The sequence below is a fragment of the Hyalangium ruber genome, from assembly GCF_034259325.1.
In the GTDB taxonomy this organism is placed as follows: domain Bacteria; phylum Myxococcota; class Myxococcia; order Myxococcales; family Myxococcaceae; genus Hyalangium_A; species Hyalangium_A rubrum.
The window spans coordinates 1-17,200 of record NZ_JAXIVS010000010.1; the positions used below are offsets into that span (position 1 = coordinate 1).

Sequence of the window (17,200 nt, forward strand, 5' to 3'; positions counted from 1 at the left end):
CTTGCAGCAGTCGTCGAGGCTGAGCTCGACGCCATCTGCCGGGACGACTCCTTCCTGCGCCGCCTGTGGCAGAGTTCGGAGCTTCCGATCCCGCCAGCCCTGACATTACTTTCCTGAGAGCCTATAAATGGCCCCATGCCGAAGCGCTTTTTTCAGCTATCTGACGCCGTAGAACTCCCGCACCGCTGGGCTCTGGGGATGCCCAGGGATGGTCAGGGCCTCAAAATGGATGACGATCAGTTCATGCGCGGAACGCCCGTCCACACCAAGGAACGGTTGAGAATACCCATCGAGATTGCGGGAGCGCCGCTGGACTTCACGGAGGCGGGCATCATGATCCCGGTGGTCCATGTTCGGGTCGCGTCCATGTTCGCGGAGCTGGCCCCGGATGATGTGCAACTGATCCCCGTGGACGTAGAGGGCCAGCCAGAGCAGTACCTCATCCTCGTTGCTACGTGCCTCATCCGCTGTATCGACGAAACAGCATCCCGGATCCAGCTCTGGACTCATGAAGACGGGCTCCCAGACATGGTCGGTCGTTATGCCTCCGTGCGGGGCCTGCGCATCGACAAGGCCAAGGTGGGAAGCGCCAAGGTGTTCCGGTGCGAGGGATGGACGGGCCCGCTGATCGTCTCAGAGGAAATCAAGGCCGCATTGGATGGCATGGGCGCCACGGGCACGAGGTTTGAGGAGGTCTAGTCCGGGCCCCGGGGAGGCGGCGCCCGTTTTCGATCACTCGGGCCGGTCGAGCACTGGTGGAGCCCTGCACGTCGGACAGCTCCAGCTCGGTCCGGTGGCGCTGCCTCGAAGCGCTCCAACTCGGGCCCGGTGGTGCGCCGTAGGTGGCCTTCACCTCGCCTGCAACGAAATCGGAGGACACCTCGAGCCCCGCGGTTGCAAGCCATGACGGCCACACCCAAAGCCAGCAACGCGGCTCGTGGGTGGCCCAACGTCCGCACCTCGCTGTGGAGCACGGATTCCAAACGCCCGAACATGCCTTCAATGCTCCAGCGGTGGCGGTACAGCCTCGCCACCTGTTGCGCTCCCAGGCGCTCGGCAGGCGCGTTCGTCAACAGACGGATGACGGTCTCCATCCTCGGTTGGCTCATCCAAGTGCAACTCAATGCGGCGCAAAGGCAGGTGCCGTCCTGTTCCATCCTCAATCTGAACGACCTGCTCGAACACGACGCCCGTCTCCACTCGGCCCACCTCCTGCAGAGCCCCTACCGGCTCCGGGTGAGGAGAAACGCCATGCTCACGGATGAGGAAGGCCGCCCCTTTGTCATGAATGGCAAACAGAATACCCGGCTGCTCTCCCGGGCCCTCTCAAGGAGCCACTACGCAACACCTTGAAAGGGGTGGGCTTGATGTCTATTCGATGGCCCGAGGAGAGGGCTTGAGGCCCCGCTGGAGCGCCTGGGTGAGTTGCTCCATGTCCTCCACCCGGATGTCGCGCAGCAGGAGGCGAGCGCTCCACCCCCGCCTGTCGGTGCGGGCGTAGAGCTTCACCGGGTTCTGGGTGTTCTCCGCGAGGTACTGCCGGAGCGTGTCGCAGTAGCGCTGGAAGGCCTGCGCATAGCGCTCCTGCGGCGTCCTGCTCCGCCGATCGCGCTCGCCGAGGATGGCCTGGCGCAGGTCTTCCATCGTGCAGTCGGCGAAGGGCTTCGTCATCGTCAGCCCGCCCCTCCGGGGAATCTGGATGGGCGTATCGCCCGGCTCCCGCCGGTTCTCGGGGACGACGGCGACTCGCCAGTACTCCAGCAGGGCGCCCAGACTGGCCATGCCGTACTTCTCGCAGACCTCCCGGGAGAACGTTCGCGAGACGGCGCGGAACCGGACCAGCGTGGCATGAGAGAGCACCCGCACATGCTGCCGGAAGTACTCGCGCGTGGTGCGGTAGCCCTCGTTCACCGCTCGCCGGTAAAGCACCATGTGGTCGTAGATCTCGCCGATCTCGTAGTGGCCAGCAGGGCCCCGCATCAGGCACTGGAGAATGGTGTCGCGCACCTGATCGAGCGTCATCGTATGAAGGTTGGGGGTGTTGCCCGCACTCAGCTCCCGCGTCTGCAGCATGACTTCTTCCTTTGGAGGGGGTTGGACCGCCCGGTGACGCAGAGCAGGAACCGCGCCAGCCGGAAGTCAGAGCGGGATGGGGCTCCCGGAGTCCACGGCGCGAGACGGGCCGTCCGGAACCGTGGACGGGGATCTGTTCGCTAACCGGAAAGACCCTCCATCCAGGCTGGCAAGCCCCTGGACTCAGTGGAGGGCGCCATGGAACAAAGCACTCTCCGGCTGCCTTCTCTGGCAGAGTGGGAATGAGTGAGGCAATGAATCCGCAGCCCGATAGGTGGTCCCACGTCTTCAATGCCCTCCCGGAGCCGGCCTACCTCGTAGACGACACGGGCAGACTCCAGGCCATCAGCGCCGCCGGGGCCCGCGCCCTGGGCAAAGAGTCCGGAGAGCTGCTCGGCCGCCGCTGGGGCGAGCTGGAAGCCGAGCTCCAGGTGCTCGCCCGCCTGGAGTCCGAGTGGGCGCGTTCGCTCGCCACCGGTACCCCCTCCACCCTGGAGCTGTCCTGGCCCGCCCCCGAGGGCCCTCGCCTCCACGCCTTCCAGCTCACGCCCGTGCCCGGAGAGGCCGGCAAGCCCTGGGTGCTCATCACCGCCCGCCCTCTCTCCGAGGCCGAGGCCGTACACGCCCGCGCCCTGGAGCTGGAGCAGGCCGCCCGCGCCGAGGTCGAAGCCGCCGAGCGCCGCCGCTCCTTCCTCTACCAGGCGATGAGCACCCTCTTCGCCCACCCGCCAGACCCCCAGGGCATGTACACCCTGCTGGCGCACCTGGCGGTGCCGGACCTGGCCGACTGGTGCCTCGTGGATGCGCTCGAGCACGACGCCTGGGTCACCCGCGTGGCCTCCGCCTGCCTGGACCCCACCCAGGAGCAACAGGCCCGCGCGCTGCCCCAGCGCCAGGAGCTGCGCATGGACGCGCCCATCGGCCTGCTGCGCGTGCTGCGCACCGGTGAGCCCGAGCTGGTGCCCGCCGTAACGGACTCGCTGCTGCGCGCCGCCGCCGCCGAGCCTTCCCATCCCGCCCTGCTGTCCATGCTCCAGGCGCGCTCGTACATGATCGTCCCCCTGCGAGCGCGGGGGAACACCCTGGGCGCCGTCACCTTCGTGGCCTCGAACTCCGAGCGCCGCTACGGTCCCGAGGACCTGGCCCTGGCCGAGGACCTGTGCCAGCGCGCCAGCCTCGCCATCGACAACGCGCGCCTCTTCGGTGAGTCGCGCCGGGCCACCCGCGCCCGTGAAGACTTGCTGGCCGTCGTCTCCCACGACCTGCGCAACCCCCTGAGCGTGGTGCAGCTCGGCTCGGCGCTGCTCTTGCGCGAGCGGCCCGGCGTGCCCCGGGACGAGCACGTCGTCAAACACGCCAGCCGCATGCGCGACGCCACGGAGCGCGCCCTGCGCCTCATCTCCGACCTGCTGGACTGGGGCCGGCTGGAGGCCGGAGGGCTGCGGCTGGAGCTGAACGTGGAGGACACCGACTCGCTGGTGATGGAGGCGATCGACGGCATCCGCCCGCTGGCGGAGGCCCAGCGGCTCAACCTCACCGTGGAGCTGCCCGCGGGCCTGCCCCGGGTGCGCTGCGACCGGACGCGCGTGCTGCAGGTGTTCGGCAACCTGCTGGGCAACGCGGTGAAGTTCACCGGCGAGGGAGGCCACCTCACCGCCGGCGTGCGGCTCAAGGACGACGCGGTGTGCTTCTACGTCCGGGACACGGGCCACGGCATCCCCGCCGAGCAGTTGCCCTATATCTTCGACCGGTACTGGCAGGCCAAGGACTCGGCCAGCCGGGGCGCGGGGCTGGGCCTGGCCATCGCCAAGGGCCTCATCGAGGCGCACGGCGGCCGCATCTGGGCCGAGAGCACCCCCGGCCAGGGCAGCACCTTCCGCTTCAGCCTGCCCGCCTACGTGCCCGGGCAGGAAACCCAGCCGGGCGACACCCAGGGCCCCCTTCACTCCTGAGCCGGGGCCGGCCAGGGCCGGTTGACGCAGCAGGACAGGCAACAGGCAACGGTGCCAACAGGGTATCGTGCCGGCCTCTTCATGCGCGCCCTGCTCCTCACTCTCGTCCTCGGTGCCAGCCTCACCGCGCGGGCCCAGGGCCTGCCCCCCTCCGAGCCGTATGCGCCCCCAGCGCGCCTGCTCGTCAATGAGGTCCGCACCCAGGTGGGCCTGCTCGTCGGCGGCTACGGCTTCGAGGGTGGAGGCTGGGACGACGCCTTCTTCCTCAACAGCACCAGCGGCCACTACCTCTTCGGCGGCTTCACCGCGGAGGCCGGGCTCCTCTCCCTGGTGCCGCTGGAGCGCGGCGGCCCCCAGAGCAGCTACGCGCTCAGCGCACGCCTGGGCTACACCGGCGAGCGCTGGAGCGTGCTCGCAGGCCCCGTGCTCCAGGCCACCTACCCCGGCAGTCCCCTCATCCAGGTGCTGCCCTCGGTGAAGGGGCGCTACCGGCTGGGCGAGGTGACGTTGGATGCGGCCGTGCTGGACCAGCAGGGCATGGTGCCCGCGCACGTGGGCGCCACCTACGGCCCGGTGGGCCTGGCCTATGTGCTGCCCCTGGGCGCGCGGGCCCACGCGCGCATTCCGCTCTCGCCCCGGGTAGCCCTGCTGGTGGAGGGCTTCGCCTTCCGCCTCAGCAGCGCCCGCAGCGCCATGCTCACCGTGGGAATCGTGGGCATTCCTCCCTCCTCCCGTTCTGGAGCCACGCCGTGAGCCGCCGCCTCCTGCTCGCCCTGCCCCTGCTGCTCACCGCGTGCAGCGAGCGGCCCCGCTTCGACCCGGACGCGGTGCGCGCCGCCCGCCTCGGCGCCGGGCTGCCCCCGGGCTTCATGCTGGGCACCTCCACCTCCTCCCACCAGGTGGAGGGTGGCAACGAGAACCAGTGGTCCGCGTGGGAGCGCGGCCAGTGGCCCGACGGCCGCCCGCATATAAAGGATGGGACGGTGTCCGGTGAGGCCACCGACTCGTGGAACCGCTTCGACGAGGACGTGCGCCTCATTCAGCGGCTGGGCTCCAACGCCTACCGCTTCGGCCTGGAGTGGAGCCGGCTGCAGCCCACCCAGGACACCTGGGACGAGGAGGCCCTGGCGCGCTACACGCAGTGGGCCCGCACGCTGCGCCAGAACGGCATCACCCCGCTGGTGACGCTCTACCACTTCACCCTGCCCAACTGGGTGGTGGACACGGGCGGCTGGGAGAACCCCGCCACGATTGACGCCTTCGAGGCATACACGGCGCGGGTGGCCGAGGCGATGGGCGGCGAGGTGGACTGGTGGTGCACGGTGAACGAGCCCAACGTGTATGCGGTGCTGGGCTATCTGGACGCCGAGTGGCCTCCCGGGCGGCAGGACGAGAAGGCCACGGCCACGGTGCTCTCCCACCTCATCGAGGCCCACGCCCGCGCCGCCCGCCAGCTGCGCCAGAAGGACACGGTGGACGCGGATGGAGACAGCCACGCCACCCGCATCGGCCTGGCCCACCATGTGCGCGTCTTCCAGCCGGCCACCGGCTCCGCGGTGGACACCACCGTGGCGGGGCTCACCGATGCCTTCTTCAACGAAAGCGTGCCCGAGGCGCTGCGCACCGGCCGCATCCGCCTGTCCATCCCCGGCTCGGTGAGCCTGGACCGCGAGGTGGAGGGCCTCAAGGGCTCCATCGACTACTTCGGCATCAACTACTACACGCGCGACTACGTGCGGCAGTACTTCGGTGAGCCCTCCCTGTCGCGTCAGTACGTGCCTCGGGGCCGGGAGAAGAATGACTTGGGGTGGGACCTCTACCCCGAAGGCCTCTACCTGTTCCTCACCCGGTACGCGAAGCTCGGCCTGCCCCTGCTCGTCACCGAGAACGGCATGGCGGACCACACGGGTGAGCGTCGACCCTACTACCTGCAGAGTCACATCTACGCCGTGGAGCAGGCGCGGGCGGCCGGGGCCGATGTGCGCGGCTACTTCCACTGGAGCCTGCTGGACAACTTCGAGTGGGCCGAAGGGTATGAGCCGAAGTTCGGTCTGTTCTCGGTGGACCTTGCCAGCCCGGAGAAGACGCGCCAGGACACCCCCGCCGTGGCCACCTTCCAGGAGATTGCCCGGAACCTGGGACTTACTCCCAGCCCCTAGCTTCCGGGCCTCTGTCGTGGTGGTGTTGCGTTGACGATGAGCTGAACTCCCTCATGTCCGAGCCTCCCGCCAAGAAGCGCTCCCCCCGGCGCCCCTCCTCGGAGTCCCCCCCGGCTCCGGCCCCCTCCTCCGCCCCCCGGCGCGCCGCCGCCGTGCCCGCAGCCAGTCCGAAGAAGGCTGGACGCGGCCGCAAGGCCCCCGTGGAGCCCGTCGCCGCCCCGGTGGTACCTGCTCCCACCCCGGTGGCGCCGCCCCCCACCCCGGCGCTCGCGCCCAAGACCCCCACCCCGGCCCCGGTCCCGCGCGGCCTCCCCCTGGGAACCCTCGTCGAGAGCCTGCCGGACCCTGTCTTCGCCAAGGACCTCCAGGGCCGCTATCAGTTCATCAACCCCGCGGGGGCCCGCGTGCTGGGGCGGTCCGTCGAGCAGGTGGTGGGCCGCAGCGACGCGGAGCTGTTCTCCCCCGAGGCCGCCGCCGCCGCCATCGCCCGGGACCGGCAGGTGCTCTCCACCGGGCAGCCGCTGACGTACGAGACCCTGGAGGCCACCCCCTCGGGCACCCGCGTGTGGCTGTCCACCCAGGGCCCGCTGAAGGATGGAGAGGGCAAGGTGCTGGGGCTGGTGGGCGTCTCCCGCGACATCACCCGCCACCAGAACGTGGAGGAGGACCGCTCGCTGAACGTGGAGCGGCTGCGGCTGTGCATGGACACCGCCCAGGTCGCCATCTGGGACTGGGACATGGACGAGGGCCGCATCCGCTGGTCCGAGAACGTCGCCTCCATCCTCGGGGGCGTGCCGGGCGACACCTATGAGTCCTTCTTCCAGCGGGTGCTGGCCGAGGACCAGGGGCGCTTTGCCCGGCAGGTGTCCACCGCGCTGCAGAACTTCTCGGACTTCGAGGTGGAGTTCCGTGTCTACGTGACGGGGGGCGCGCCGCGCTGGGTGCGCGCCAAGGCGCGGGTGCTGTCCGAGGATGGGCTGCCCAAGCGGGTGCTCGGCGCGCTGCGCGACATCACCCACGAGCGGCGGGTGGCCGAGGAGTCCCGCCGGGCCTTCGACTTCCAGGAGCAGCTCACCGACATCATCAGCCACGACATCCGCAGCCCCCTGGGCGCCATCATCTCCTGGGCGCGCATCATGGCCCTGGGCGGCCCGCCGCCCGAGGAGCAGCAGCGCACCTTCCGGCGCATCACCTCGGCGGCCCTGCGCATCGAGCGGCTCACTCGGCTGCTGCTGGACTTCGCCCGGGCCCGGCTCGGCGGCGGGGTGACGCTGGAGCCGCGGCGCTGTGACTTGCACGAGCTGCTCCAGAAGGTGACGCACGAGTTCCGGGTGGCCTACCCGGACCGCAGCGTCCTGTGCGAGCAGGTGGGCGAGCCCGCCACCGGGACGTGGGACCCCGACCGGCTGGCCCAGGTCGTCTCCAACCTGCTGGAGAACGCGCTGAAGTACAGCCCGCCGGACACCCAGGTGACGCTGACGGCGACCGGCGAGAAGGAGCACGTGCTGCTGGCGGTACACAACCAGGGCAAGCCGATTCCGCCCGAGCTGATGCCCCACATCTTCGAGCCCTTCCGGCCCGGCCCCACCACCGCGCGCACGGTGAAGACGAGCTACGGGCTGGGGCTCTACATCGTCCAGGAGATCGTCCGCGCGCACGGGGGCACCATCGAGGTGCGCTCCGACATCGAGGAGGGCACCACCTTCACCGTGCGGCTGCCGCGCATGCCGCCCGCGGCCCTGGAGTTGATGCGGCGCCCCTCGCCCGCGGGGCCTCAGCGCGCGTAGCGCCCGAGCAGGGCCGCCATCTCTTCTATCGGCGCGCTGGCGTGGGAGAGCTTCGCCTCCTTCACCACGCGCGGCATGCCGTACACCACGGCGGAGTCAGCGGACTCGGTGAGCACCAGCCCTCCCGCGGCGCGGATGGACTCCGCGCCCTGCAGCCCGTCGTCCCCCATGCCCGTGAGCACCACGCCCACCACGTCCGCGCCCCAGCCCGCCACCGCGCTCTGGAAGAGCACGTCCACCGAGGGGTGGTGCGGCATCTGGCGCGGCAGTCGGTCCAGGCGCACCCAGGCGCGCTCGCCCTCGCGCTCCACCTTCAGGTGCAGCCCCGCCCGGGCCAGCACCGCCCGCCCGGGCCGCAGCTCCATCCCATCCTCCGCCTCCAGCACCTCCAGCGCGCTCTGTCCGTCCAACCGGCGCGACAGCGCCTCCGTGTAGCCGGCGGGGATGTGCAGCGCGAGCGCCAGCGGCGAGGGGAAGTCCGCGGGCAGGTCCCTCAAGAGCCGCGTGAGCGCCGCGGGTCCGCCCGTCGAGGTGCCCACCACCACCAGCCGCTTCCAGGCGCGTGCGGGCGCTACCGGCGCGGGCTTCGTCACCGGCTCCCCGCTCACGGGCGGGCGCACCCGGGCCTGCGCCGCCAGGCGCACCTTGGCCACCAGCTCCTCGCCCAGCTCGTAGAGCCGGTCGGTGGCCAGCGCCGTGGGCTTGTGGACCAGGTCCACCGCGCCCGCCTGGAGCGCGGACACCGCCAGCTCGCTCTCCTCTCCCGCGCTGCTCACCACCACCACGCGCGGCGAGGGCGCCCCCGCCAGCGACTTGAGCACCCCGAGCCCGTCCAGGCCCGGCATCACCAGGTCCAGCGTCACCACGTCCGGCTGGAGCTCGGAGATCTTCTCCAGCGCATCCAGCCCGTCCCGCGCGGTGTCCACCACGGTGAGCCCAGGCGCGCTCGAGAGCACCTGGCGCAGCACCTTGCGCGCGAAGGCGGAGTCGTCCACCACCAGCACGCGAATGGTCGAGTCCGTCACGCACCCTCCTTGGGGCGGGTGTAGAAGAAGACGCCGCGCCGCTCCTCGCACTCCAGCGCGGTGCCGAAGCGCAGCAGGGACTCGGAGGTGCCCACCAGCAGGTGGCCTCCCGGCACCAGCGCCCCGGTGAGCAGCTCCGTCACGCGCCGCGCCGTGTCGTCCTGGAAGTAGATGAGCACGTTGCGGCAGAGGACGGCGTCGAAGGTGCCCAGCTCGGCGATGGTGGCCGCGTCCGTCAGGTTCACCCGCCGCCAGGTCACCGAGGCGAGGAGGTCCGAGCGCACGTGGGGCTTGCCGTCCACCACGTCCATGTAGCGCCCCTCGACGCCCGGCGGCAGCGCCCGGAGCGAGCGCAGGTTGTGCTCGCCGCGCCGGGCGCGATCCAGGGCACGCTGGCTGATGTCACTGGCCAGCAGGTACACCCCATCCAGCACGCCGCGCTCATGCAGCATCATCGCCAGCGTGAGGGGCTCCTCGCCGGTGGAGCACGCCGCGCACCAGAGCCGGGGCCGCCTGCCGGCACGCACCGCGAGCGCCACGTCATCGGCCAGCACCTCCAGGGCCAGCGCGTCCCGGAAGAAGTACGTCTCGTGGACCACCAGCCCCTCGATGAGGGTATCCAGCGCCGCGGGCCCCTTCGGGTCGTGGCGCAGGAAGAGGTAGTAGTCGAACAGCGAATCGAAGCCGGCCTCCAGCGCACGGATGGAGACTTTGTCTTCCAACAGCTCGCGGTCCCCGAGCCCATAGTGGATGCCCGAATGCCGTTCGATGAGATCGGCAAGCAGGGTGAAGACCGGCGGTAGGAGCGGCAGCGAGGGCATGGCCGGCTCAGCGACTCAGCGCCAGGAGACTGGCCCGTCGCACCTCGGAGTCTTCGTCATGGGCAGCGGAGCGCTCCAGTGCCTGACGTGCCTCCACCGTGCCCAGGGCCCCCACGGCCGCCGCGGCGGCGCGTCGGCCCGCGGGGCTGCTCGAGCCCAGCGCGGTGAGCAGCGCCGCGCGTGCGTCCGCCCGCTGCATGCGGGCCAGGGCGGCCACCAGCAGCGGCGCCACCAGCTCGTCGGCCGCCTCCAGCGCGGTGAGCAGCCCGGGGATGCGACCCTCGGCCGGCAGCGCCAGCGCGCTCACCACCCGATCTCTCAGGGACGGGTCCCCCAGCAGTGACACCAGGGCCTGCGTGGCGGCCATGCCCGCGCGCGTGGCCAGGAAGCCCACCGCCGCGCTGCGCACGCTCTCGTCGGGGTCTCCCGCCGCGCGCAGCAGCGCTGGCACCGTCTCCGAGGCGTCGTACTCGGCCACCGCCGACAGGGCCACCAGCCGCGTGGCCGGGTCTCCCGAGCCCGCCGCCTCCAGCAGCACCGGCAGCGCGTCCAGCCGCTTGGAGACACCCAGGCCCAGCAGGGCCGCCCGGCGCACGTCCGAGTCATCCGAGCTGGCCGCGCGGCGCAGCGCCGCCAGCGCGCTCTCGGTGTGCAGGTGCGCCAGCGCGTCCACCACCGCCACGCGCACCTGGCCCGCATCGTCATTGGCCAGCGCGACGATGGCGTCCGCGGCGGCCTCCTCGTTCAGCTTCCCCAGCGACTGGCACGCGTAGTAGCGCACCCACGGGTCCTTGTCGTTGAGCCCGCCCAACAGGCACGAGGTGACGCGGGCCTCCTTGTCCGTCTGCCCCAGCGCGCGCATGGCCGCCGCGCGCGTGCGTTCGGACTCGTGGCGCGCCGCCTCCAGCAGCGCATCCACCGCGCGCGGGTCATCGATGAAGGGCAGGCCGTAGATGGCGGCGTCGCGCAGCCGCTCGTCCTGCTCGCGCATGGCGTGCAGCAACACGTCCAACCCGCGCGGGTAGCCGAAGTAGGAGACGATGCGCAGGGCGGCGCGGCGACGGCGGGGGTCCGCCGAGCGCGCGGCGGACAGGGCCAGCTCCTCCGTCTCCTCGCTGCCCAGCGATTGGATGGCGCCCACCGCCGCCTGGGCCACGCGCGCATCCTCATCGCCCAGCCGCTCGAAGAGGTGCCGCGCGGCCATCGGGTCCCCAATCCGGGAGAGGGTGTCGGCCGCCAGGGTCCGCACCGCGGCGTCCCGGTCCTCCAGGCACAGCACCACGTCCGGCACGGCCGTGGCGCGCCGGGCCACCAGCGGCAGCAGCACCATGCGCCGCGCGCTGTCGCCCTCGCGCAGGGCCTGGAGGATGGGAGCGTCCGCCTCGGGGCCCAGCTCCATGAGGGCGCTGGCCGCCGCGCGCGCCACCGTGGGCTCCGCGTCCAGCAGCGCCAGCAGCCCCGCCGCCGCGTCCGGCCCCCCCACCCAGCCCAGAAGCCGCGAGAGGGCGGCCTTCTCCGCCGCGTCCGCGCCCGCGAGGCAGCGCGCCAACCGCCGCCCCAGCTCGCCCAGCTCGGGCCGCACCCGCAGCGCCGCCTGCACCACGCGCGTGCCACCGAAGCGCTGCACCTGCGCCTCGTGAATCTCCACCAGCGCCACCGCCGCCACCCGCATCACCGCGTCATTGCCCCGCAGCAGCAGGCCCACCAGCGAGGGCACCGCCGCCTCCTGGCCGGCGCGGCCCAGCGCGCGCGTCGCCTCGGTGACGTAGAAGGGGTCCGACAACAGGCCCAGCAGGGGCGTCACGACGGAGGCATCCCCCGAGCGCCCCAGCACGTCGATGGCGGGGAAGATGCGGAAGAAGTTGCCGCTGCCCAGCGCCGCCAGCAACGCGTCCACCGCGGCCCCGCCGCCGATGCGGCCCAGCGCCTCGATGGCGGCCACCGCCACGTTGTCATCCGGGTGCAGCGTGAGCTGGGACAGCAGCGGCACGGCGCGCCGGCTGCGCCGCCTGCCCAGCACCTGCGCCACATCGCACACCACGGCGGGGTTGGCGTCCTCGCCCAGGGTGATGACGGGCTCGTCCACCTCGCCGGTGGAGGCCACCAGCACCTCCACCGCCGCGGCGAGCCGGGCCTCGCTGTCGCGCCGGTGGCAGAGCACCTCGCACAGCGGCGCCACGGCCGGGGTGCCCATGCGGGCCAGCGCGCCGATGACGGCGCGGCGCACCGCCCAGCTCGGCGTGTCCATGTCCTTGAGCAGCGCCTCGAGGCCGGCGGAGCCCCGGCGCGCGAGCGCCTCCACCGCCTCTACCCGGGCGCGGTCCTCGGCCGACAGCGACAGCGGATGACCTGGCGCCCTCACGCCTGCTCCACCGCGCGAGCCGGCTTGCCTTCCGGCCTCCACGCGCCTCCCAGCACTCCGCTGAGTCGGGACAGCTGCTCCACCTGCTCGGTGTGCATGCGCGACAGCTGCGTGAGCCGCGCCGTCACCTCGCGCACCTCGCCGGCGGTGGTGGCCGTGGCGCGGGCCTGCTGCGCCGTGCTGGTGGCGATCTCCCGGGAGCGGCCGCGCATGTCCTCCACCGCGCGGGCGATCTGCTCGCTCATGGCGGCCTGCTCGGCGGTGGCGCGCGCCACGGATGCCACCCCCGTTGCCTGCCGGTTGGCGGAGAGGGAGAGGCTCCCCAGCGCCTCGGACTGCTCCTCCAGCGCGCGCGCCGTCTGGCGAGCAATGCGCCGCACCTCCTCGCCGCCCCGGGTGAGCGCGCTGAGCGCCTGGCCCTGCTCCTCGGTGGCGCGAGTCACCTCCGCGGCGAGCTTGGCCACCTGGCGCGCCGCCGTCTCGCTCTGGCGCACCGCGCGCGCCTGCTCACCTACGGCCTTGGCCACCTGGGCCACCTGCTTGCGCGTGTCCTCCATGGCCTTCGCCACCTCGGTGGCGCCCTTGGCCTGCTCCGCCAGCCCCGCCAGGGTGCGCTGGGTGGCGCTGGCCACCTCCTGCGCGAGCCCGCCCACGCCCGCCACCTCCTTGCTCTGCGCCACCACCGCGGAGCTCACCTGCTGCACCAGCGTGCGCATCTGCATGGCCGTCTTCGCCAGCTCCCCGGAGGCGGTGGCCTGCTCCTGCATCGCGCGCGACACCTGCTCGGCGGCCGAGGCCAGCTGCCCGTTGGAGCGCACCGCGTCGCGCAGCGCCCGGGCCTGGTCCACCGTGGCCTGCGTCGTCTGCTTGGCCATGCGCCGCATCTCCGACGCGCTCTGGGTCAGCGCCTGCGCCGCCTGCGCCTGCTCCGCGGCCGAGGCGGTGATGAGGCGCCCGTGCTCGCTCACCCGGCTGGTGGACTGCGCCAGCGACTGCACCGCCTGCACCTGCTCGTTGGTGGCGCGCGACACCTCGCGCACCGTGGTGCCCAGCTCCTCCACGCCCTTGAGGATGGAGGACAGCGCCCGCTCGGCATCCGCCGCCAGCCCCGCGCCCTCGTCCGCCGCGCGCACCCCGTCCGCCGTGGCCGTCACCGCGTCCCGCGCGGTGTTCTGCAGCCCTCGGACGATTTTCGCCACGTCCGCGCTGGCCGTGGCGGCCCGGTCCGCCAGCGCGCGGATCTCCTCGGCCACCACCGCGAAGCCGCGCCCGTGCTCGCCCGCGCGCGCCGCCTCGATGCTGGCGTTGAGCGACAAGAGGTTGGTGCGGTCGGCGATGAGGTTGATGGTCTGGACGATGTCGCCGATCTCCTCGGCCCGCCGCCCCATCTCCTTCATGACGCCGGCCGACTCGGTGATGGACTGGCGGATGCGGGTGAAGCCTCCAATGGAGCGGGCCACGGTGGCGCCGCCCTCGCGCGCGGTGGTGCTCACCCGCTCGCCGGTGGCGCGCGCCTCCTCGGCCATCTGGGCGATGCGCCGGGTAGAGGTCTCCATCTGGTTGGAGGCGGAGGCGCTGGTGGAAGCCAGGGTGTTGATCTGCTCGGCGCCGCGAGCCACCGTCTGCGCGGAGCGGGCGAGCTGCTCGATGGTGGCGGCGTTGGAGTCCACGGTGGCGGCGTTCTTCTCCGCGGTGGCGGCCACCTCCTCGACGCTGGCGGCCACCTCCGTCACCGTGGAGGCGGTGGCGGCGGCGGACGTCTCCAGCGTACGGGCGTGCTCGGCCACCCCGCGCACCGAGCGCGCCAGCTCCTCGGCGGTGGAGGCCGCCTCTTCCACCATGGCGGCCATGGCGGTGGCGTCCTGGGACACCACGCCCAGCACCCGGCCCACGCCCACCACGGCGTTGGTCACCGTGGAGACGCGCTCGCCCACCATCTGCGAGTCCGTGGCCAGCCGGGAGATGCCCTTGGACATCTCCTCCATGGTGGCGGCCACCTCCTCGGTGGCCGCGGCGCTGGCCTGGTTGCGCGCCACCACGTCCGTCACCGTGGCGTTCATCTCCGTCATGCTGGCCAGCAGCTCCTCGCTGGCGGCGGCCAGGTCCTCGGCGTTGGCGCCCACGCCCTTGATGGAGCGGGCCGCCTCCTCGATGGTGGCGGCGGTGGCATCGGCGCTGGCCGCCAGCGCGACGCCGTCCTTGCGCACCCCGATGATGGAGGCCGTCACCTCCTGCAGCGCGCCGGAGGTCTGCTCGGCCTCCTGCTGCACGCCCTTGGCCGAGTCGCTCACGGTGCGCTGCGAGCGCACCAGGGCCTGCACCGAGGCCCCGGTCTCCTCCACGCTGGCGGCCACCGCCTCGATGGCGACGCGCACCTGGTCGGCCGCGGCGGCCTGCTCGTTGCCCGCGGAGGCCAGCCGCGTGGCGAGTTGCTCGGCCGCCTGCAACACCCCGGCGCTCTCGCGCACCGAGTGCGCGGCGCTCTCGGCCAGCTCGCGGACATCCTCGGACGCCGGCGCGCCAGTCACAGTCTCAGTCGCCATGAACCTTCTCCTCCCCGACGACGCGGGGGAAATCGATCAACATCACCAACCGCTGGCCCACCTGGGCCACGGCCTTCACGAAACCCTTGGCCTGCTCGGCCACCATCGGCGGCGGAGGCTGGAGCTGCTCGGGCGCGAGCTTCATCACCTCGCGCGCGCTGTCCACCAGCAGCCCCACCGTGCGCGAGCCCAGCTGGCCCACCACCACGCGCGAGTCCAGCGTGCGCTCCGCGGCGGGCAGCCCGAAGCGCGCTCGCGCGTCCACCACCGGTACCACCCGGCCGCGCACCTGCACCAGCCCCGCCACGTGCGAGGGAGCGCCGGGCACGGGCGTGGCGCCGGTGAAGGACTCCATCTGCAACACCTCGGCGGCGGGGATGGCGTACTCCGCCCCCGCGACCTTGAACACCACGTGCAGCGCGCTCATTGCGCCTCACCTCTCCGCGCCATGCGCTCGGGCCGCGCGGTGCTCGCGCGCGAGGCGCCCAGCGCCGACAAGTCCAGTACCAGCGTGGGCTGCCCATCCCCCAGGTCCGTGGCGCCAGCCACACCCGGCACCTTCACGAGCGGATCCTCCAGGGGACGCAGGACGATCTCCTGCTGTCCCATGAGGCGATCCACCGCGAAGGCCACGGGGGCGCCCCGCTGCCGGACGATGAACGCCTTGAGCCCGGGCCCCGAGCGGTCCGTGTCGCGGCGCAGCAGGCGCTCCAGGGGAATGAGGGGGATGGCCATGCCCCGCCGCTCCACCAGGGTCACCCCGCCCTCGGCCATGCCCGGGGGGCGGACGAGGCGCGCGGGGTCCACCTCGATGATCTCCTCCACGGCGCTCACGGCCACCGCGTAGCGCAGGGCGGCGCACTCGAAGACGAAGGCGTCCACGATGGTGATGGTGAGGGGCACGTGCAGGGTGAAGGTGGTGCCCACGCCGGGCTTCGTCTCCAGGTGCAGCTCGCCGCCGAGCTGATCCACGGTGACGCGCTTGACGATGTCCATGCCCATGCCGCGCCCGCTGGTGGCGTCGGCGGCGGCGCGGGTGGAGAGGCCCGGGCGGCACAGGAGCTCCAGCAGCTCGGCGGAGGAGGTGGGCACGGGTGCCTGGGCGCGCGCGGCGACGGCGGCGGCGTTCACGCCCCGGCCATCATCGATGACGCACAGCTCGAGCCGGCCGCTGGAGCGCGCGTGGCAGACCAGACGCACCACGCCCTCCTCGGGCTTGCCGGCGGCGCGGCGCTCCTCGGGGCGCTCGATGGCATGGTCCACCGCGTTGCGCACCAGGTGGATGAGGGCAGGCAGCAGCCGGTCGGCCACGGCCTTGTCCAGCTCCGCGTCGCCCACCTCCAGCTCCAGGCGCACCTGCTTGCCGGTGGTGCGGCGCAGGCCACGGACCAGCAGCGGCATGCGCTCCAGCACCTCCCGCAGCCGCACCATGCGCAGGTGGAGGATGGAGGCGCGCAAGTCCCGGAGCTGGCGCGCGTTCTCCTGGAGCACCAGCACCAGGTCACGCGTGGGCGCGCCCGCCGCGGTGAGCACCGCCACGGCGCGCGCGAGCTTCGAGCGGTTGACGACGAGCGCGGCCAGCTTCTCCAGCGCATCGTCCAGGCGGGCCACCTCCACGCGCAGCACCCCGCCCCGGCGAGGCTCGGCGGAGGGCTCCTCCTCCTCCTCCTCCAGCACCGGCAGATCCAAGGGCAGCGGCGTCGCGGGGAGAGGCTCCGCGGGGGTGACGGAGGCCAGCGAGCGCAGCGTGGCGGGAGGACCCCCGAGGGACTCGAGGAGCTCGGCATCCGAGGCCTCGGTGAGCACCAGCAGCACGAAGGTGAGGTTGCCTCCGCCCGTGGTGGGACCGGCCAGGGGCACCACCTTGACGAGCTCCCCCAGGCGGCCGAGGCGCTCACGCACGCTGTTGATGGTGAGGCCCTGGGCGGCGCGCTCGGCGGACGGGACATAGTCCAGGCGCACGGCACGGCGGCCGGCGGTGACTCCGGCCAGGAGCTGCTCCTGCTCGCCCGGGGCGAGCTTGGCGGCGAGGGCGGGCTCCAGCTCCAGGGAGACGGGGGGAGGCGGCTTGGCGGAGGCGCCCGATGCGGTGGCCTCCAGCCCCTCGAGCCGCTCGAGCAGTCCCTGGGGAGCGGCGGAGACGGGCTTGTCGTCAGCGAGCTGGCGCACGCGCTGCTCGATGGCGCGCAGGCCCTCCATGAGCGGCTCGATGCTGGACTCGGCGAGGCGGCCACCGGCCTGGTTGGCGTGGCGCAGGGCCGCCTCCATCCAGTGGGCGATGGAGACGATGGGCTCCACGTCGACCATGGCCGACAGGCCCTTGATGGTGTGCAGGGCGCGGAACAGCTCCCGGGCGATGCGGGGGCTGGCCTGGCCCTGGCGGATGACGGTCTCCAGCGCGAGCAGGTGGGCGTTGGCGGCGCCCAACAGCTCCTCCACCTCGGTGAGGTAGGCAGGGAGAAAGTCCCCGAGATCCAC

Annotated in this window: 14 protein-coding genes; 6 read left to right on the top strand and 8 right to left on the bottom strand. The window is 72.5% G+C overall.

The window, feature by feature from the left end; all coding sequences use genetic code 11:
• Window positions 1-135 precede the first annotated feature (135 nt).
• Window positions 136-699 (top strand): imm11 family protein, encoded by a 564-nt coding sequence (locus SYV04_RS26615; RefSeq protein ID WP_321548720.1) that lies wholly within the window; start codon window positions 136-138, stop codon window positions 697-699.
• Here SYV04_RS26615 and SYV04_RS43800 read toward each other — a convergent pair.
• Window positions 696-1,157, bottom strand: coding sequence for a transposase (locus SYV04_RS43800; RefSeq protein ID WP_321548721.1), 462 nt, complete (start codon window positions 1,155-1,157; stop codon window positions 696-698). The genes SYV04_RS26615 and SYV04_RS43800 overlap by 4 nt on opposite strands.
• On the opposite strand from SYV04_RS43800, the gene SYV04_RS26625 reads away from it, so the two are divergent.
• Window positions 1,081-1,353 (top strand): hypothetical protein, encoded by a 273-nt coding sequence (locus tag SYV04_RS26625; protein ID WP_321549049.1) that lies wholly within the window; start codon window positions 1,081-1,083, stop codon window positions 1,351-1,353. The two genes, SYV04_RS43800 and SYV04_RS26625, sit on opposite strands and share 77 nt — an antisense overlap.
• 18 nt (window positions 1,354-1,371) lie before the next feature.
• Here the strand turns inward: SYV04_RS26625 and SYV04_RS26630 are convergent, their stop codons facing one another.
• Window positions 1,372-2,073 carry a hypothetical protein gene (locus SYV04_RS26630; protein ID WP_321548722.1) on the bottom strand — a complete coding sequence of 234 codons (702 nt, stop codon included), beginning with the start codon at window positions 2,071-2,073 and terminating at the stop codon, window positions 1,372-1,374.
• Between the two features lie 254 nt (window positions 2,074-2,327).
• Between SYV04_RS26630 and SYV04_RS26635 the strand changes: the two genes are divergently transcribed.
• From SYV04_RS26635 to SYV04_RS26650, 4 genes are all read left to right on the top strand, one after another.
• On the top strand, window positions 2,328-4,025 hold the full coding sequence (locus SYV04_RS26635) for a sensor histidine kinase (protein ID WP_321548723.1): 1,698 nt from the start codon (window positions 2,328-2,330) through the stop codon (window positions 4,023-4,025).
• A gap of 81 nt (window positions 4,026-4,106) precedes the next feature.
• On the top strand, window positions 4,107-4,778 hold the full coding sequence (locus SYV04_RS26640) for a hypothetical protein (protein ID WP_321548724.1): 672 nt from the start codon (window positions 4,107-4,109) through the stop codon (window positions 4,776-4,778).
• A complete protein-coding gene (locus SYV04_RS26645) occupies window positions 4,775-6,184 on the top strand; it encodes a glycoside hydrolase family 1 protein (protein WP_321548725.1) in 1,410 nt (469 codons plus the stop codon). Before SYV04_RS26640 ends, SYV04_RS26645 begins: the two co-directional genes overlap by 4 nt.
• 53 nt (window positions 6,185-6,237) lie before the next feature.
• On the top strand, window positions 6,238-7,971 hold the full coding sequence (locus SYV04_RS26650; protein WP_321548726.1) for a sensor histidine kinase: 1,734 nt from the start codon (window positions 6,238-6,240) through the stop codon (window positions 7,969-7,971).
• On the opposite strand, the gene cheB is transcribed toward SYV04_RS26650, so the two are convergent.
• The 6 genes from cheB to SYV04_RS26680 are packed head-to-tail and all read right to left on the bottom strand — an operon-like array spanning window position 7,959 to window position 17,200.
• The gene (gene cheB / locus SYV04_RS26655; protein WP_321548727.1) at window positions 7,959-8,996 is read right to left on the bottom strand and encodes a chemotaxis-specific protein-glutamate methyltransferase CheB; all 1,038 of its coding nucleotides are present in this window, start codon (window positions 8,994-8,996) and stop codon (window positions 7,959-7,961) included. The two genes, SYV04_RS26650 and cheB, sit on opposite strands and share 13 nt — an antisense overlap.
• Entirely contained in the window at window positions 8,993-9,817 is an 825-nt protein-coding gene (locus SYV04_RS26660) for a CheR family methyltransferase (protein ID WP_321548728.1), read from the bottom strand. The genes cheB and SYV04_RS26660 overlap by 4 nt, the downstream gene beginning before the upstream one ends.
• A gap of 7 nt (window positions 9,818-9,824) precedes the next feature.
• Window positions 9,825-12,179, bottom strand: coding sequence for a HEAT repeat domain-containing protein (locus SYV04_RS26665; RefSeq protein WP_321548729.1), 2,355 nt, complete (start codon window positions 12,177-12,179; stop codon window positions 9,825-9,827).
• A complete protein-coding gene (locus SYV04_RS26670; protein WP_321548730.1) occupies window positions 12,176-14,722 on the bottom strand; it encodes a methyl-accepting chemotaxis protein in 2,547 nt (848 codons plus the stop codon). Before SYV04_RS26670 ends, SYV04_RS26665 begins: the two co-directional genes overlap by 4 nt.
• Entirely contained in the window at window positions 14,712-15,149 is a 438-nt protein-coding gene (locus SYV04_RS26675; RefSeq protein ID WP_321548731.1) for a chemotaxis protein CheW, read from the bottom strand. Before SYV04_RS26675 ends, SYV04_RS26670 begins: the two co-directional genes overlap by 11 nt.
• Window positions 15,146-17,200: a chemotaxis protein CheA gene (locus tag SYV04_RS26680; protein WP_321549043.1), complete on the bottom strand. Its 2,055-nt coding sequence runs from the start codon at window positions 17,198-17,200 to the stop codon at window positions 15,146-15,148. The genes SYV04_RS26675 and SYV04_RS26680 overlap by 4 nt, the downstream gene beginning before the upstream one ends.

What these genes read in the sequence shown, in the direction of transcription:
- SYV04_RS26675 (WP_321548731.1), bottom strand. Translation starts at nt 15,149, where the DNA reads ATGAGCGCGCTGCACGTGGTGTTCAAGGTCGCGGGGGCGGAGTACGCC.
- SYV04_RS43800 (WP_321548721.1), bottom strand. Translation starts at nt 1,157, where the DNA reads ATGGAACAGGACGGCACCTGCCTTTGCGCCGCATTGAGTTGCACTTGG.
- SYV04_RS26635 (WP_321548723.1), top strand. Translation starts at nt 2,328, where the DNA reads ATGAATCCGCAGCCCGATAGGTGGTCCCACGTCTTCAATGCCCTCCCG.
- SYV04_RS26650 (WP_321548726.1), top strand. Translation starts at nt 6,238, where the DNA reads ATGTCCGAGCCTCCCGCCAAGAAGCGCTCCCCCCGGCGCCCCTCCTCG.
- SYV04_RS26615 (WP_321548720.1), top strand. Translation starts at nt 136, where the DNA reads ATGCCGAAGCGCTTTTTTCAGCTATCTGACGCCGTAGAACTCCCGCAC.
- SYV04_RS26630 (WP_321548722.1), bottom strand. Translation starts at nt 2,073, where the DNA reads ATGCTGCAGACGCGGGAGCTGAGTGCGGGCAACACCCCCAACCTTCAT.
- SYV04_RS26640 (WP_321548724.1), top strand. Translation starts at nt 4,107, where the DNA reads ATGCGCGCCCTGCTCCTCACTCTCGTCCTCGGTGCCAGCCTCACCGCG.
- SYV04_RS26660 (WP_321548728.1), bottom strand. Translation starts at nt 9,817, where the DNA reads ATGCCCTCGCTGCCGCTCCTACCGCCGGTCTTCACCCTGCTTGCCGAT.
- SYV04_RS26625 (WP_321549049.1), top strand. Translation starts at nt 1,081, where the DNA reads ATGACGGTCTCCATCCTCGGTTGGCTCATCCAAGTGCAACTCAATGCG.
- SYV04_RS26670 (WP_321548730.1), bottom strand. Translation starts at nt 14,722, where the DNA reads ATGGCGACTGAGACTGTGACTGGCGCGCCGGCGTCCGAGGATGTCCGC.